Source organism: Acinetobacter sp. WCHAc060033, from assembly GCF_004209125.1.
In the GTDB taxonomy this organism is placed as follows: domain Bacteria; phylum Pseudomonadota; class Gammaproteobacteria; order Pseudomonadales; family Moraxellaceae; genus Acinetobacter; species Acinetobacter wuhouensis.
Map to the genome: position 1 here is coordinate 17,425 of NZ_SGSW01000040.1, position 16,499 is coordinate 33,923.

General features: G+C 43.4%; 18 protein-coding genes. 11 read left to right on the forward strand and 7 right to left on the reverse strand.

What is annotated here, in order from left to right; translation table 11 throughout:
• Positions 1–56 precede the first annotated feature (56 nt).
• The 8 genes from EXE10_RS15850 (at position 57) to EXE10_RS15885 (ending at position 8,232) form a co-directional block, all read left to right on the forward strand.
• Positions 57–605 (forward strand): lipocalin family protein, encoded by a 549-nt coding sequence (locus tag EXE10_RS15850; RefSeq protein WP_130114023.1) that lies wholly within the window; start codon positions 57–59, stop codon positions 603–605.
• Between the two features lie 138 nt (positions 606–743).
• A complete protein-coding gene (locus tag EXE10_RS15855; RefSeq protein ID WP_130114024.1) occupies positions 744–1,730 on the forward strand; it encodes an acyl-CoA desaturase in 987 nt (328 codons plus the stop codon).
• The gene (locus tag EXE10_RS15860; RefSeq protein ID WP_130114025.1) at positions 1,727–3,010 is read left to right on the forward strand and encodes an NAD(P)/FAD-dependent oxidoreductase; all 1,284 of its coding nucleotides are present in this window, start codon (positions 1,727–1,729) and stop codon (positions 3,008–3,010) included. The genes EXE10_RS15855 and EXE10_RS15860 overlap by 4 nt, the downstream gene beginning before the upstream one ends.
• Before the next feature lie 9 nt (positions 3,011–3,019).
• Positions 3,020–3,814 carry a DUF1365 domain-containing protein gene (locus tag EXE10_RS15865; RefSeq protein ID WP_130114026.1) on the forward strand — a complete coding sequence of 265 codons (795 nt, stop codon included), beginning with the start codon at positions 3,020–3,022 and terminating at the stop codon, positions 3,812–3,814.
• Positions 3,811–5,007 carry an SAM-dependent methyltransferase gene (locus EXE10_RS15870; RefSeq protein WP_130114027.1) on the forward strand — a complete coding sequence of 399 codons (1,197 nt, stop codon included), beginning with the start codon at positions 3,811–3,813 and terminating at the stop codon, positions 5,005–5,007. The genes EXE10_RS15865 and EXE10_RS15870 overlap by 4 nt, the downstream gene beginning before the upstream one ends.
• 25 nt (positions 5,008–5,032) lie before the next feature.
• On the forward strand, positions 5,033–5,812 hold the full coding sequence (locus EXE10_RS15875) for a DUF1295 domain-containing protein (protein WP_130114028.1): 780 nt from the start codon (positions 5,033–5,035) through the stop codon (positions 5,810–5,812).
• Positions 5,813–5,820: 8 nt separating this feature from the next.
• Positions 5,821–6,870, forward strand: a complete 1,050-nt coding sequence (locus EXE10_RS15880) for an SAM-dependent methyltransferase (RefSeq protein ID WP_130114029.1) — start codon at positions 5,821–5,823, stop codon at positions 6,868–6,870.
• Positions 6,871–6,909: 39 nt separating this feature from the next.
• Entirely contained in the window at positions 6,910–8,232 is a 1,323-nt protein-coding gene (locus tag EXE10_RS15885; protein ID WP_130114030.1) for a sensor histidine kinase, read from the forward strand.
• Between the two features lie 21 nt (positions 8,233–8,253).
• Here the strand turns inward: EXE10_RS15885 and EXE10_RS15890 are convergent, their stop codons facing one another.
• From EXE10_RS15890 to EXE10_RS15905, 4 genes are all read right to left on the reverse strand, one after another.
• Positions 8,254–8,940: a response regulator transcription factor gene (locus EXE10_RS15890; protein ID WP_130114031.1), complete on the reverse strand. Its 687-nt coding sequence runs from the start codon at positions 8,938–8,940 to the stop codon at positions 8,254–8,256.
• An 11-nt stretch (positions 8,941–8,951) separates the two neighbouring features.
• The gene (locus tag EXE10_RS15895; RefSeq protein ID WP_032019161.1) at positions 8,952–9,452 is read right to left on the reverse strand and encodes a chalcone isomerase family protein; all 501 of its coding nucleotides are present in this window, start codon (positions 9,450–9,452) and stop codon (positions 8,952–8,954) included.
• On the reverse strand, positions 9,428–10,000 hold the full coding sequence (locus tag EXE10_RS15900; protein WP_130114032.1) for a nuclear transport factor 2 family protein: 573 nt from the start codon (positions 9,998–10,000) through the stop codon (positions 9,428–9,430). Before EXE10_RS15900 ends, EXE10_RS15895 begins: the two co-directional genes overlap by 25 nt.
• A 113-nt stretch (positions 10,001–10,113) precedes the next feature.
• Positions 10,114–11,007, reverse strand: coding sequence for a LysR substrate-binding domain-containing protein (locus EXE10_RS15905; RefSeq protein WP_130114033.1), 894 nt, complete (start codon positions 11,005–11,007; stop codon positions 10,114–10,116).
• A gap of 102 nt (positions 11,008–11,109) precedes the next feature.
• Here EXE10_RS15905 and trpB point away from each other — a divergent pair, with 102 nt between their 5' ends.
• Entirely contained in the window at positions 11,110–12,321 is a 1,212-nt protein-coding gene (gene trpB / locus EXE10_RS15910; protein WP_130114034.1) for a tryptophan synthase subunit beta, read from the forward strand.
• Entirely contained in the window at positions 12,318–13,103 is a 786-nt protein-coding gene (gene trpA / locus EXE10_RS15915; protein ID WP_130114035.1) for a tryptophan synthase subunit alpha, read from the forward strand. Before trpB ends, trpA begins: the two co-directional genes overlap by 4 nt.
• Positions 13,104–13,225: 122 nt before the next feature.
• On the opposite strand, the gene ribA is transcribed toward trpA, so the two are convergent.
• Positions 13,226–13,828: a GTP cyclohydrolase II gene (ribA, locus tag EXE10_RS15920; protein ID WP_130114036.1), complete on the reverse strand. Its 603-nt coding sequence runs from the start codon at positions 13,826–13,828 to the stop codon at positions 13,226–13,228.
• Positions 13,829–14,144: 316 nt separating this feature from the next.
• On the opposite strand from ribA, the gene EXE10_RS15925 reads away from it, so the two are divergent.
• A complete protein-coding gene (locus EXE10_RS15925; protein WP_130114037.1) occupies positions 14,145–14,381 on the forward strand; it encodes a hypothetical protein in 237 nt (78 codons plus the stop codon).
• 319 nt (positions 14,382–14,700) lie between these two features.
• Here the strand turns inward: EXE10_RS15925 and EXE10_RS15930 are convergent, their stop codons facing one another.
• Both EXE10_RS15930 and EXE10_RS15935 read right to left on the reverse strand, forming a co-directional pair.
• Positions 14,701–15,966: a type II toxin-antitoxin system HipA family toxin gene (locus EXE10_RS15930; RefSeq protein WP_130114038.1), complete on the reverse strand. Its 1,266-nt coding sequence runs from the start codon at positions 15,964–15,966 to the stop codon at positions 14,701–14,703.
• On the reverse strand, positions 15,966–16,271 hold the full coding sequence (locus EXE10_RS15935) for a helix-turn-helix domain-containing protein (RefSeq protein WP_130114039.1): 306 nt from the start codon (positions 16,269–16,271) through the stop codon (positions 15,966–15,968). Before EXE10_RS15935 ends, EXE10_RS15930 begins: the two co-directional genes overlap by 1 nt.
• Positions 16,272–16,499 lie beyond the last annotated feature (228 nt).

The window sequence follows — 16,499 nt, forward strand, 5'->3', positions numbered from 1 at the left end:
GCTTTGTTCACATCTAACTGGGTTATCTTAATCCTGAGATACAACAAGGCTAAAAAATGAAGATGCGATTTAAGTCTGCTTTTGCAGCGATAGCACTGTCTATCATCAGCTTAAGTACAACGACTCAAGCAGAAACTGCTGCGCCTCAGGCAGTTGATCGGGTAGATATCCAGAAGTATGCTGGTAAATGGTATGAAATTGCGCATTTACCAATGTATTTTCAGCGTAAATGTATAGCCAATATCACGGCACAATATAGTGTCAATGCCGATCAAACTATCGGGGTATTGAATAGCTGCCGAATTGCTAATGGCGAAATAATTAGCTCTGAAGGTGTTGCGTATTCGCAAAATCAGGGGAACAGCAAACTGAAGGTCAGCTTTTTGCCTACAGGTTTAAGATGGATACCATTTAGCAAAGGTGATTACTGGGTATTGCGCGTAGATCCGGAATATAAAGTAGCACTGGTAGGTGGACCAACGAACAAATACCTATGGATTTTATCGCGTGAACCGCAACTGGATGAATCCACTTATCAATCCTATCTGGAAACTGCAAAACATTATGGTTATGACGTGACAAAACTGATCAAATTGCCGCATTAATCTGTTACCCTTTTGCCGAACTGACCACGCTCTCTACACAGTTCGGCTTTTTTTATTTACTTCACATAAAATTCATATCTGACTGATTACACTCATCAAATAGAATAAAGACAATCGCTTAAAATTTAGGTTGAGTCCATGTTGAAAAGTCTGATGCGATGGATAGACAGCTGGTCTACCCCCACACAGCCCAAAACACTGACAACTGAGAACAGTAAGATTCAGTGGCTGAGGATTTTTCCCTTTATTCTGCTGCATCTGGCCTGTCTCGCCGTGTTCTGGGTGGGAGTGTCATGGTTTGCAATTGGCTTTATGCTGGCATTCTACCTGATCCGCATGTTTTCAATTACAGCTTTTTTTCATCGCTATCTGTCACACAAAACTTTTCAGACCTCGCGTCCGGTGCAGTTCATGTTTGTATTACTGGGTACCATGAGTGCACAGCGTGGTCCGCTATGGTGGGCGGCGCATCACCGTTATCACCACCGCTATACCGATACCTTGCAAGACCCACATTCCTCGACGCATGGTTTTTGGTACAGCCACGTCGGCTGGTTTTTAAATGAATATAATTTTGCCACGCGTAAAGAAGTGATCAAGGACTGGCTGAAATATCCGGAACTGATTTGGTTGGATCGCTTCAGTTTAATTGTGGTACTGCTGACCGCGGGCGGAATTTATGCATTAGGGGAATGGCTGGCCATTACCTGGCCACAACTCGGTACGTCCGGCCTGCAATTGCTGGTCTGGGGCTTTGTCATCTCTACCGTGTTACTGATCCATGCCACCTTGTGTATCAATTCACTGGCGCATCATTACGGCAGCCGGGATTTTGACACTGAAGATCAAAGCCGCAACAACTTATTCCTGTCCATCATTACTTTGGGCGAAGGCTGGCATAACAACCATCATTATTATGCTGGCAGTACCCGGCAAGGCTTTTACTGGTGGCAGATTGATGTGACCTATTACCTGCTGAAACTCATGGCCTTGCTCGGGCTGGTCTGGGGACTCAAGCCAATTCCAGCACGGGTCTATGAAGCCAGTAAAATTAGCCAAGCTCGAAAACAGAAAAAAGCCGCTACGGCAGGCACTGACAAAATTCAATCGAAGGAATCACCATGAAAATTGCGATTATTGGTTCAGGTATTTCCGGTTTGTATGCCGCCTGGAAACTCAGCAAAGTGCATGAGGTCACGCTGTTTGAAAAAAATAATTACTTTGGCGGCCATACCGATACTCATCAGCTCAATATAGATGGCGAACAGATTGCAGTGGACAGTGGCTTTATTGTGTTTAACGAGCATAACTATCCGCTGTTTTGCGCGATGCTAAAAGAACTCGGGATCCAATCGCAAAGCAGTGACATGGGCTTTTCTGTGAATAATCAGGTCAGCGGCTTACAGTACAATCCTTCAAAAAAATTCTCCCTGCTTTTCCGCCCACAAAATTTTCTGAATGCTGATTTTCGCGCGATGTTGTCGGATCTGTTCCGTTTCTATACGGCCAATAAAGATCTGGATGTCGAGCAGGTTGATGCACAACTCAGTATTGATGAGTATCTGAATCAGCATGGCTATTCCGATGCCTTCCGTCAGGAACATCTTTATCCGATGTGTGGGGCGCTGTGGTCCTGTCCGGTGGAACAAGCCGGACAGATTCCCTATAAATTTGTGGTGAGCTTTTTCCAGCATCATCGCATGTTACAACTGAAAGACCGACCGTTATGGCTTACGGTCAAGGGTGGATCAGCTCGCTACGTTGGTGCGATTCAGTCCCAGACCAATATTAGCTTCCGCAAAACGGGTGTTCTCCATGTATCCCGTAGTGCCAATGATGTGCTGGTTGAAACGACACAGGGCAGCGAACGTTTTGACTGGGTTGTATTTGCCAGCCATGCTGACGACAGCCTGAAGTTACTGAAAGACCCGTCCGTGCAGGAGTTGGACGTACTGAGCAAGTTCCGCTATCAGGATAACCGCATGGTGGTGCATTCTGATACCCGCATCATGCCAAAATCCAGACGCCAATGGGCCAGCTGGCATGTGCATGTGACCCCGAGTCAGGCCACCGAACAGACTCCATTCCAGCACAGTGGTATGCACTATGGTTTCAGTTACTGGATGAACCAGCTGCAAAACCTGCAATGCAAAACCCAGGTCTTTGCTACCCTCAATCCTAATTTTGCCCTAGATCCTAAAAAAGTCTGGGTAGAACGGCATTACCGTCATCCGGTATTTGATGTGCCAGCCATTGAAGCTCAACAACGCTGGAGCGAAGTCAATGCTCAGAACCGCACCTCATACTGTGGCGCTTACTGGGGCTGGGGCTTTCATGAAGATGGGGCACGTAGCGCTACATGGGTGGTTGATCAACTATTGAAGCAGACCGAGCAGGCAGCTTAGGAGAACATGATGCAGATGTATCCACTGGCGATTGCCTCTGCCGAAATCCGGCATCGCCGTTTCTTGCCCAAAGCACATGCTTTTGAGACCCAGCTGACCTATCTATGGTTTGATCCGGATCAACTCTCAAGCTTTACCCAAAAATCCTGGCTATGGTCTTCCAGTCGCTGGAATTTCTTGACTCTGGAAGAGCGGGATTTTCTGACCATGGAATGTGGCTCGATTCGGCAGAAGGTCGCACGTCTGCTGATCAAGCGGGAAAACTATCTGTTACCACATGTGGCTTCCATCCGTGTACTGGCTTTGCCACGCACCCTCGGCTTTCGCTTTAATTCTGTGGTGTTTTATCTGGTCTTTGATGCCACCGACCAACTGATCTTTGTACTGAGTGAAATTACCAATACCCCTTGGAATGAACGTCAGGTCTATATCCACGACTGCCGGCACAATGCAACTGAATATGCGCCGTACCAGAGTCACCAGTTTGACTTCAAGAAGGCCTTTCATGTGTCGCCATTCATGCCGATGGCACTGGATTACCGCTGGCGCTTTAGCTTCTCCGATCAAAACAATGTGATTCATATGCAGTTGTTTCAGCAGGAGATATTGCAATTTGATGCCACCATGCAATTTTCACTGCAAGCCATCACAGTTCCTTCACAGCAGCACCGTTATGCTGTGTTGAAAGTTCTTGAACCCTTCAGGATGGTCAGCGGAATTTATCTGCATGCCTTCCGTTTATGGAAAAAGAAAATTCCGTTTTACCGACATCCTAAAAAAGAAAAAGGAAACACATTGCGATGAAAACACTGTTAATGGGAGAGCAAAGCACACTGCCAGTGAGATTGCGTCATTTGCTGAAATTGCGGCATGGTCAGCTGATTTTTAAAGGCGCCTGGAACGGGACAGTCGGCGAAAACAGTGATCTGCAGGCCGTGATTCAGGTGCATGATACCCGTCTGATGGAACTGTTGTTCCGTAATGGTGTGCTCGGTGCGGCAGAAGGTTTTATCCGCGGTTACTGGAGAAGTGAAGATCTGGTGGATGTGGTCCGCATTTTGGCACGTAACCGCGATGTACTGGACCGGATGAATCAGAATGCAGTGGCCAAGGCCAGCCAGTTGCTGCTAAAGGCCTGGTACAAATCGCGCAAGAATTCGATTGATGGTAGCCGCAAAAATATTGCCGAGCATTATGACCTGAGTAATGACTTTTTCAAGCTGTTCCTCGATAGCAGCATGATGTATTCCAGTGCGGTGTTTAAAGAGCCGGGTATGAGTCTGGAACAGGCTTCGGATTATAAAAAAGAGCTGATCTGCCAGAAACTCAAGCTGAAACCGATGGATCATTTAGTCGAAATTGGCAGCGGTTGGGGTGGTTTTGCCAGTTATGCCGCACAGCATTATGGCTGTAAAGTCACCACCATCACCATTTCCAAGGCGCAGTATGATGAAGCGGTAGAACGGGTCGCCGCAGCAGGCCTTTCACATCGGGTCACTGTCCAGCTGAAAGATTACCGACTACTGGAAGGCAAATACGATAAGCTGGTGTCGATTGAAATGATCGAGGCCGTAGGTGAGCAGTATTTAGCGACCTATTTCCGCAAATGCCGTGAGCTGCTGAAACCGAACGGTTTGGCCCTGATTCAGGCCATCACCATTGAAGATGCACGCTATGCTAAAGCCCTGAATACCGTGGACTATATCAAGCGCTATATTTTCCCTGGCAGTTTTATTCCCTGTATTAGTGTCATGACCCAAGCCGCTTCTGAACAAAAACTGCGTCTCAAGCATCTGGAAGATATCGGTCAGAGCTATGCTCAAACCCTAAACTGCTGGCGTCAGCATTTTCTGGAGCAGCGTGATCAGGTGCTGCAACTCGGCTTTGATGAGCGCTTTATCCGCATGTGGGATTTTTATTTGTGTTATTGCGAAGGTGGCTTCCGCGAAGGCGTAATCAGTGATGTGCATCTGCTGTTCGAAGCGAGTGCTTATTAAGCCGAGATAAAACAGGAGGGCTGACATGCTGCTGAATTTACTGGTTCTGAATGTCTTTATCATGTTCTGTAGCTGGCTGCTGGTGACCTATAACCAGCGTGCCGGACTGGTCGATGTCGCTTGGAGCTTTAGTATTGCACTTAACGTCATTATCGCAGCCTGGGTGATGGAAACTGCACCGCTGCTGGTTCGGGTATTTCTGGGCGTGTTTAGCGGCATCTGGTTTTTACGCCTAACCTGGCATCTACTGCGCCGTTATGCAAATGAAACTGCAGAAGATACCCGTTATGCCAATATGCGCCGGGCCATGGGCGATTATCAGCATCTCGGTTTTCTGGCCTTTTTTATGTTTCAGGCCGGTCTGGTGGTGCTGTTTTCCTATCCGATGCTGGAGTTGCTCAATATTCCGGCCCAGCAGTGGAATGACTGGACACAGGCTACGGTATTCATGGCAGGTATGATCATGCTGCTGGCGCTGATTGGTGAGAGCACCGCTGACCAGCAACTCTACCGTTTCAAACTAAATCCACAAAACCAGGACAAAACCCTAGACCAAGGATTATGGAAATATTCACGTCATCCGAATTATTTTTTTGAATGGCTGCACTGGTTTGCCTATCCAATCCTTGGCCTGGCAGCAGGTGTATATGGATTATGGCTGTACCCGCTGCTGATGTGGTTATTTCTGTACTACATCACCGGGATTCCCTTTAGTGAACAACAGGCGCTGGCACATCGCGGCGACAACTATAAAGACTATCAACGACGAACTTCAATGTTTATTCCGTGGCCACCCAAAGCGTAGGTAAATACATGGACTTTATGATTCAACAATCTTTAAAACTGATCGAAAGCGGCAAAGTGCCTGACCCGCTGATTCGGGCCGGCATTCGTACTTTAAGCAAAAAACGCCTGGCACAGGAAGGACTCTTCGACCCAGCACTCGCAGCCCAGCGCTATATGGATGTGCTGCATATGCTGAAAAACAGCGAGATTGCCATCGAGACTGACAAAGCCAATGAACAGCACTATGAACTGCCCACCGCATTTTTCCAGGCAGTGCTGGGCAAGCGGCTGAAATACAGCGCCAGCCTGTTTGAACAGCCAGATACTACCTTGGATCAGGCCGAAGAAGCGGCACTGGCCAGCTATTGCCAGCGTGCACAATTACAAGATGGACAGGATATTCTGGAAATCGGCTGTGGCTGGGGATCTCTCAGTCTGTATATGGCAGAGCATTATCCCAAGGCTCGCATTACTGTGGTGTCGAATTCCTCAACTCAGCGCCAGTACATCCAGGAACAGGCCCGCCTGAAAAAACTGGAAAACCTGACGGTGATCACCTGCGATGTCAATGTACTGCAATTGGAACCGGCTACTTTCGACCGTGTTGTTTCGGTGGAAATGTTTGAGCATGTCCGCAACTACCAGAAACTGTTTGAAAATATCAGCAGCTGGCTGAAAGCGGATGGCCTGTTGTGGTGCCATATTTTCTGTCACCGTTTCCTGCATTATCCGTTTGAAGTCAAAGATGAATTTGACTGGATGTCGAAATATTTCTTTAGTGGCGGTCTGATGTCGGCAGCTTCAACCTTCTTACATTTTCAGCAGCATTTACAACTGGAACAGCACTGGCAATGGGCCGGCACCCAATATGAACGCACCGCAAATGCTTGGCTGGAGAATATGGACCAAAAGCAGGCTGAGTTACAGCCCCTATTTGAACAGACCTATGGCGCAGATGCTGCCATCTGGTGGCAACGCTGGCGGATTTTCTTTATGGCCTGTGCCGAGCTTTTTGGTTATGACCATGGACGCGAGTGGGTGATCGGCCACTTTCTGTTTAAAAAGAAAGTCGTATAATTGAACGGCGAATCGGATGGGGCAGTGGGGAATGCATCGATGTTAAAGCTGTTTAGGGACAAGCGCGATCATCCTCTAGGTGAGGTGTTTAACCGCTACTACTGGCTGCAAATCGGATTCATTGCCCTGTCCGTAGTGATTGGCATTGGCTGCAGTGCCTGGGTAATCAAGGGTTCCTTGCTCAGAACAGCGCTGGAACAGGAAATGTCGCATTACTGGCAGCGGCTGGAACGCAATCCGGCGGCTGAACTGCCGGATACCAAAAACCTGTATGGTTACCGCTGGAACGATGTGCCGCCGGTCCAATTTCAGCACATGCAGCTTGAGCAAGGCGTGAACCGGCATTTTGTCGATGGCAAGGAACGCATGACCGTGTATGGCGAAAAACATGGGCAGCATGTGCTGCTGGTGTTTGGTGAAAGCAACGTCAACAAGCTGGTCTGGCTGTTTGGCCTGGCACCGCTGATGGTCAGCCTGTTTGTGCTGTATAGCGTGCTGTGGTGGTGGAATCGCCGTGCGCGACGCTATTTTTCCCCGATTACCCGTTTGGCGAATGCGCTGGAGCATATTGACTGGGAACACCAGAAAAATCAGGTTTCACCGTTTCAGGACATCCGTACCGACTCCAATCTGGAAGCGGAATACCTGAAGCAGGCATTAGAAAAATACCATCAGGTGCTCAGCGAGTTTATTCAGCGTGAACGCGAGTTTACTGGGGATGTCAGCCATGAACTGCGCACGCCACTGACCATTTTAAAAGGCAATGTGCAGTTATGTCAGGCCCGTTATGGTGACAACAAATCGTTTACCCGCCTGCATAACACCATTGAAGACATGCAGCTGCTGGTCGACACTCTGCTGGCTATCGCCCGCAATACCACCAATACTTTAACCGCGGAACCGACCATGCTTTCAGAATGTTTGGAAAATCTGGTGCAGGATCTGGAAAGTGTCAGCCACACCAAAGGCATGCAGATTGATCTGCAAAAAGACCTCGATGAACAGCCACGTAAACTGTATCCGTCAATGACCAAAATGGTGTTTGGCAATATTCTGCGTAATGCGCTGAACTATTCACAAGGCACAGAAATTGATGTGATTCTGCAAAAAAATAAAGTACTGATTGCTGACAATGGAGTCGGTATTCCTTTGCCAAATAATGCCAAAGTCCAGGAGCTATCTGGACAGCAGCTGCAACTGGAAATCAAAGGGCACGGGATTGGCCTGCAACTGGTACAGAAGTTGTGCAAGCAGCTGGGCTGGCGGGTCGAGCTGTTTGACCGGCAGTATTATCTCAGCACCCATCAGGATGTTGATCTGGAGATGACGACCGGCTTAATCGTGGTAGTGTATTTAAACTAGATCTCTGTCTGCCTAAAAAGATTAGGTTTCTAAAGCAATCTTTAAACCGACACCAGATATGGTATGAATCAGTTTTTGCTCAAAAGGCTTGTCGACCATTTTACGCAGATTGTAGATGTGACTACGCAGGGCATCACTTTCCGGCTCTTCATCACCCCAGAGTTCCATCATGATTTCCTGTTTGGTCAGGACTTTAGGCGAATGACGCATCAACAATTTTAACAATTTAAACTGAATCGGAGGCAGTTCAATGCTCTGCCCAGCCCGGGTCAGCTGCTGTCTTGCCGGGTCCAAAATCAGGTCGTGAATTTGCAGACGGCTACTGGACACTTCACCCAGCGAACGCTTGATCAGAGCTTTGACCCGCACCACTAGCTCGTTAAAGTCAAACGGCTTAACCAGATAATCATCCGTGCCGGAATTGAAGCCTTTGAGTTTGTCGTCCAAGGTATCCCGAGCGGTCAGCATCAGCACTGGCAGGTCCAGACCTTGTTCATGACGCAGCCATTCACACAGTTCATAACCGGAACCGTCTGGCAAGTTAATATCCAACAGCAAGATATGATAGCGTTGCTGTTTCAGTAGCTGGCGCGCAGCATTCAGATTGCGGGCATGATCCACCACAAAATCATGCTCTTCCAGAAACTCGCATAAGGTAGAGGCCAGTTCATAATGGTCTTCAACCATGAGGATAAAATGTTTGGACATAGTCGCGGATACTAATTTAATAATTGCTGTTTTAATTTAGCACTAAATGGCTGGGGACCAAGCCATATATTAAAATATTGCTGGGCCAGCGGATGCTGCAGCTGCCCTAAATTTTTCCGGTTGAGGGATAAACTCAGGGTTTGCGTGGCATGGCTGTATTTCAAGCGGTACAGATCACCTGATCTGACCGGACGATACAAATCGCTGATCGGATTGAAAATGGCCTGGATGTTGGGGTCTTTGACATTACGCTTGAGTAGATGTGTAGCTGCACGCTTAAATGCCCATTCAGGAATATTCTGTGTATAGGAAAAGTCCATCTGGATCGTCTGCTCTTTCCAGGATTGGCTACAGTTTTGGGCAAAATAACTGGCCATACCGACCTGTTTTTGGCCCACCATCAGCGGGCCATTGCCACATTGATTCAAGCTTTGCGCCTGCGCCCATGGACTGAAGCTACATCCCATCAGTAACGTGGTACTGATGGCTATTTTTTGAAAGGCAGTAGCCATGAATAGGCCCCTCCGACATAAGGTAGGGAACGGTACAGACCATTCGCCGGGTCCCAGAAATCTTGCTGGAAAATAATCTGATGGTTTGGGTTGACCTTTATTTCACTGATTCCAAATGAATCCATTGTTCGTGTCTTGCCGAACATTTTAAAATCATAAACCATATGCCAATGCACATAGGCAGAGTCTTGATGATATGAAGTATTTAATAGACTGACAGTTACATTACTTACCCGCTGGTTCATACCTTGAAAATGTTCAAGCAGTTTTTTACGCGATGAAAATTGCGACAGAGTATCGTTAATAAAAGGCTGATCTGCATACAGTGCTCCAGCATTTTCAACGAATTTAGGTGTGCCCAAGGTATTAAATGCCGAAGTGAAGCGGGTACCGATTTCTAGTGCTTTTGTATCATCTAAGGGTATTCCCTGAATACTCGCTCTGGCATTTGCATAATCAGAGGAATAACGAGGAACACTTTTACATCCTGACAGGAAAAGCACTGGTAAGGATAAGGCAATTGCTATTAACGTTTTGACTTGATTCATATTCACTGTCCATCTTCACAGTTTATCCCCCCAATTTAGAGAGGCTAAAGTGAACAGAATGTGAAGATAGATACTAAAGACAGTACATTGAATAGAATTTTGATGATTAAGGATTAGATTTCACTTTCTCTTTTTTTTTCAGTCATTAGCCAATGAATGATATTCATGACATCACGATTTTCGTTATTTTTTCTGACCATTGCATAAAAATTATAGTCACAATAGATAAAACCAAAAGGGGCAATGACCCTTCCATTTAATATTTCTTTTTCTACTAAAATTTGAGGTGCTATCGCTATTCCTAACCCAGACACAGCAGCTTCTATCATTAAATTGAGACTATCAAAATAACGATCATTCGCTTTTGGGGAAAAGTTAATTTTAGACTGATCAAACCATGTATGCCATGCACTTTTATTTGAGTGGGTATGAAGTAATGGATAATTTAAAAGATCATTTTTTGTATGAAGAGGATTTATTTCACGATTACAAACAGGCCCCATGTTATCGGGAAATAAAAGATATTTATTCAAAAAGTTGGGAAGTATATGATTTTCACTGATGCTATTGATAAATATGTCAACTTTCTCTTTTTCTAACAATTTTAAGTCATTACATGTCATTAATTTGATATGGATATTGGGGTAAATGACTTCGAGCTTTTCTAATCGGGGGATCAGCCAATTTGCCATAAAACTATGAGAAGCGCCTATTACCACTTCTACCTCTGATGTTTTATTGGTTAACTCAAAGATACATTCTTCTAAACGATTAAAAAGATGCGTACAAACTCGAGATAATTCTTCTGCATCCGTTGTCTGAGAAATGGTAGAGGAATGCCGAATAAACAATTTTTTATCTAACCATTCTTCTAACTGCTTTATTTGGTGGCTAATCGCACTATGGGTGACACACAATTCTTCCGCAGCTAAGCTAAAACTTTTATTTCTGGCAACTGCTTCAAATGCTTTTAAAGCATTAAGGGGAGGTAATGTTCTACGTTTCATGTTGTAAAATTTTCTAACACCATAAACTCAAAATATATCAATTATCAGAAAAATGAAAATATTTTAAGATCAAACAAGTTTTGATAGTAAAAGAGATATGAGATGACAGCCCCTTATACAGGTAATGGTCCTGATGACTTGGGATTTTTTGGTAAATTTGGCGGATGCTACATGCCAGAGAGCTTAATGCCAGCACTTCAAGAATTAGAGCAAGCCTTTAATACTGTTCGGCATAAACCTGAATTTTGGGCTGAATATCAACATATTTTAACGGACTTCGTTGGTCGTCCTAGTCCTCTTTTTTATGCAAAAAACCTAACAGCTTATACAGGAGGTGCTCGAATATATCTCAAGCGGGAAGATTTGAACCATACGGGTGCACATAAGATCAATAATTGTGTTGGGCAAATCTTATTAGCCAAATTTATGGGGAAAACCAGAATCATTGCAGAAACTGGTGCTGGACAACATGGTGTTGCAACAGCAACGGTTTGCGCACTGTTTAAGATGAAATGTACCATTTTTATGGGAGAAACAGATATTCAGCGCCAACAAATGAATGTTGAACGCATGAAATTACTCGGTGCTGAAGTCAGAAGTGTTCAAAAAGGTCGTGGGACTTTAAAAGATGCGATGAACGAAGCATTACGTGACTGGATTAGTCATGTTGATACAACCTATTATCTGTTGGGTACTGGTGCAGGCCCTCATCCATATCCCGTAATGGTCAGAGAATTTCAAAAAATTATTGGTCTAGAAGCCAGAAACCAAATACTCCTCAAAGAAAATAAATTGCCTGATGCCTTAGTTGCTTGTGTTGGTGGTGGATCAAATGCATTAGGGTTGATGCATCCCTTTCTAGAAGACCTGAATGTCAAAATGTTTGGCGTTGAGGCGGGTGGAAAAGGAACACATACTGGTGAACATGCCGCCTCTATTTGCAAAGGTCAAGTCGGTGTGCTGCATGGCAATTTAACCTATTTATTACAAGATTTAGATGGGCAGATTTTAGAAGGGCATTCTATATCAGCTGGTTTAGACTATCCTGGTGTCGGTCCTGAGCATGGCATCCTGTTTGAAACAGGACGTGTGACATATACGGCTGTAACTGATCAAGAAGCTGTAAATGCATTTCAGCTTTTAAGCCAACAGGAGGGTATTATCCCTGCACTTGAGAGTTCTCATGCGATTGCGTATGCGATTCAACTTGCTCAAGAAATGCAGCCAGAACAGATCATTATTGTCAATTTAAGTGGTAGAGGTGACAAAGACTTAAATACAGTCAAAAAATATCTTACAAGAGCTACAGCATGAACCGTCTAGATCAAAAATTAGAGCAATTAAAACTGGAAAATCGAAGCGGTCTGGTCTGTTATTTTACTGCTGGAGATCCTAATTTTGCAGAAAGTTGTCGTCTGTTGAGCCAATTAGGTCAAGCTGGGGCTGACATTATTGAAGTTGGCATTCCTTTTTCAGATCCAGTGGCAGATGGTAAGATCATTCAGGCAGCACATCTTAGGGCATTAAGTGCAGGTCAAACGGTAAAACAAACCATTGAGTTGGTAAAAGCAATCAGGCTACATGATGAAAAAACACCAATAATTTTCATGACTTATTTAAATCCGATTATGCAATATGGTTTCGACAAACTTGTCGCCGAAATGGAAAATCTTATAGACGGAATATTGATTTTAGATACTCCATATGGGTATCGAGAAAACTTTGAAGTGCAATTAAACGAAAAAAATATGCATTTAATTGCAATGACTGCCCCGACTACCCCAGTTGAAAGGTTAAAACAAATTTCAGTGCGCGCGACAGGTTTTTTATATCATGTTGCAGAAAATGGCTTAACAGGAGGAGACTTCAATCTGTCTAATCTTGAGAAAAAGATTGCTGAAATCCAGCCTATTTTTAAGATTCCTGTTGCAATTGGTTTTGGGATCAAAAATGAAAGTCATGTTAAAGCCTTAGCCAATAAAGTAGATCTGATTGTTATCGGTTCAGCGCTCGTCGATACTTTTTTTAATAAGGGGATGAATGCGACTTTAGAAAAGGTCAGAGTTTTTTCGCAAATACTTAAAGAAAATAAATAATATCCTGTTTCTTTGATCACGATTTTTTTAAGTTAATTTTACAAGAACCATATGTGATAAAACCGTCTCCCGTAAGGGAGATGGAACTTTGTATGTTGATTTTTTCTGAAAGTGAACGCTTTTTAAAAATCACTATTATCATATAGATGTGACATGCGTTTTTGCTTTGTTTCGAGATAACTCTTATTAAAGCTATTTAAGCCTACTTTTAAAGGAATACGTTCAACTACGTTAATCCCTAAATTATTCAAAGATTTGATTTTAAATGGATTATTGGTAATTAACTTGACGTCTTTTATTTGTAAATAATCAAGCATTATTGTACACATATCATACCTGCGAGCATCTGCTGGCAGGTTTAATAATAAATTGGCATCAAGAGTATCATGTCCTTGGTCTTGAAGTGCGTAGGCACGAATTTTATTGGTTAGTCCTATGCCACGGCCTTCTTGGCGTAAGTATAAAATGACTCCTTGACCTGCATCATTAATCATTTTCATGGTTGAGTGTAATTGTGGACCACAATCACATTTGAGTGATCCAAAAGCATCACCTGTTAAGCATTCTGAATGTATTCTGACCAGTACAGGTTGATTGGGAGCGGCATTCATCCCTTTAGCAAGAGCGATATGTTCTTCACCAGTACTTTGATCTTGAAATGCTATAATTTCAAAATCGCCAAATGCAGTAGGTAACTTTGATTTGGAAACAAATTCTATAGCCACGGAAGAATACACCTATATAAATTTATATTTGATACAATTTACTTAATCTATCTTAAAAGCATCGGCCGAATTTTTTGCAGTTATAAATTTCAGCGTTTTACTTCTAATTAAAGAGTATGTATCTGATAGTGAATTTTATGTGAAATGTTATTTAGAGTATTTGATTGGTGTTCTACTTTGTTGTAAAAACACTCAAAAGCTGAAGCTTGCCTAAAACATCAATATTGAAGATAAGCTGGTTTTTTTCTAGTAAATTGAATTTATTTAATTTATTAAATAAGTTGATAAAAGTAGGGTTCACCAGAGGGTAGACCGAGTGAGTGACCTTAATTTAGATTTTTTAGATCAAACATTAGATAAGAACGAGAAGAAGAATAATAAAATAAAAAAGATAAGAGTGGGTTACAAGCTATATGACAAGTTCAGAGGGGATCCTAAATTTGCAGATGAAGTGACTAACTCAGCTTTAGATCCTGATAAACGTTGTTATCGTGGGGTGAAGGTTAAAATCACTCATGATGAATATGAACTGACTTTTATAGTAGATGATTAAATTTTGATTGAATATTTTCATTAAATGATAAAAGTAACAAATATTTAACTTGTGTGAATAATCATATTTATGCAAAATTTCGACATATTTCTCGCGCTGGTAGTTTTCCAGAGTTTGGTCTGCATCTGTCCGTAGAGCAGACCTTTTTTTATGGTGGCATTACAACTTAGATAGTGCAAAACATATATTGGAAGTGATCCATGTAATGTCCGTGGTGATAAAGCGAGTTAATTCGCAGGTTCTACAGGTTATTTGACCACTACAGAACTACGTCAAAGCCTATTTGAATATGAGAGCAGGCTCTTAATTTGAATTCCACTTAAGTTGCAGTTAAACAATCAATATTTTGTTGAATTCGTGATTGAATCATCTTTAGGGTAGGTTCTCGAATTTGATTTGGGTACAAGCGCTGCGCGCGCTGGCTAAATTGCAGTGCAACTTCTTGCATGGCCATGATGACCTCATCGATTTCTGCTCCAGTCAGATTAGCTTCTGAAGTACCGAGTTTATATAGGTCATCACGAGAAATATTGAGTGCTTCTCCCATAATGTCCATCTGATGATAACCACCTGGGCCTTCACAGAAGGTCACATCATAGGCTGGAGCCAATTTCCATTGACCATCTTGTGCCATGAGAAATGAAAAGTTTTTGGTATGATCATCCCGATTATTGAAAATCACATTAAATACAGCACGTTTGAAAGCATGGATTCTTTCGCGGACATCCTTTGTGCACATCAATGTCGCCCGGAGAAAATTGCGATAATCTAGACTACCTGGAACTTTATAATCTGCTCCAGTATATGCAGCCAAACTCTGCATTGGAATCCGCATCCCATTTTGACGATCGAATCGTTTAGAGGCAAAAGCTGTTAAACCATTGGGTAAATTGAAAAAGTGGGTATCCGGTGTCTCAATGTTACAAAGTCGTAAACATTCTGCATAAACTGCTTCAATAGCACAGACTTCGGGATGCTCTTGTTGTGCAGGAAACTTAATCAACCAGGCTTCATGTTGATCAGAAGCTTGAGTTGAAAACTCCAAACTGGCAGGGTCCCGGTAAACTAATGCCTTAGGTCTTGCCCCCTGTGGAGAGCCTCCCATAATCAACAAATGCTGTAAAAATTCCCCCCCTTCACCTTTGAGTACCTCTTGAACTTCTTGTGCCAATTGCATCAAGGGAATATTTTCCGAAGTTTGCATATCAGCAACACAAGGTTCAAAGGATAAGGCGCCCATTGCATGGGTACTAATATAAGTCAGTCGTTCCAATGGGCCTATTCGAACTGGATTCAGTCCAATTTTTCTAAAATATCGATCCATTAACAACATGCCCCAACCATCTGGTAGAGCATCATAGACTGGACCAGGTAGCCCCATGTGATGAGTAGGAAAGCCTTGTCTGAATGGAAGGCCATTTAACGGTAAGAGGTAAGAAGATAGCTCGATACCGCGATTTATTGCTTCTGAACTATACTCAAAAGAAATGATGGGTCTACCTGTCGTAGCTGTTGAGCTAATTAATGTTCCCCATAGCCAAGATTCTCCCCAACCATTGTAATAAACATCAAGCTTATTGAGCATTAATCCTTCCTCTTAATACGTTGTCGTTTAGTTTGACTTTCATAGCGTAGAATGTCATTTACACTATTGAGCTGTGGTTGGAACAGCTTTTGTAGTTCGTGTAATTTGCCTAAGACCATCGAAATGCGTACTAAGTTTTCAACAGATACATTTCGACCCGCTTCTAAATTGGAAACGGTATTCACACCAACGCCTGAGCGTGCCGCAACCTCAGCTTGGGACATCTCCAGAAAGAGCCGCTGCTTACGCAATCGTTCACCTAAAAGGATCACGATTTCTTCGGGTTTTATGAAATTTAAATCCATTATATTGGGTCTTAATGCTTAATTAATTAATTAAAACACAATATAATGGATTTATTCTATAGTTATTTTGTGGTTAGGTTGAGCTTCGTTGCTCAGCACATCGAAAGGGCGGTCTTCTATCGTAATATTCTCAAGTTTCAGTTGTTTGAGGCTATGTTGCACAAAAATTTGTAATGTGAAGCGTCCTCAACTCACTCAAATTTAAGTTACAACTCGGGTATGTGTCGG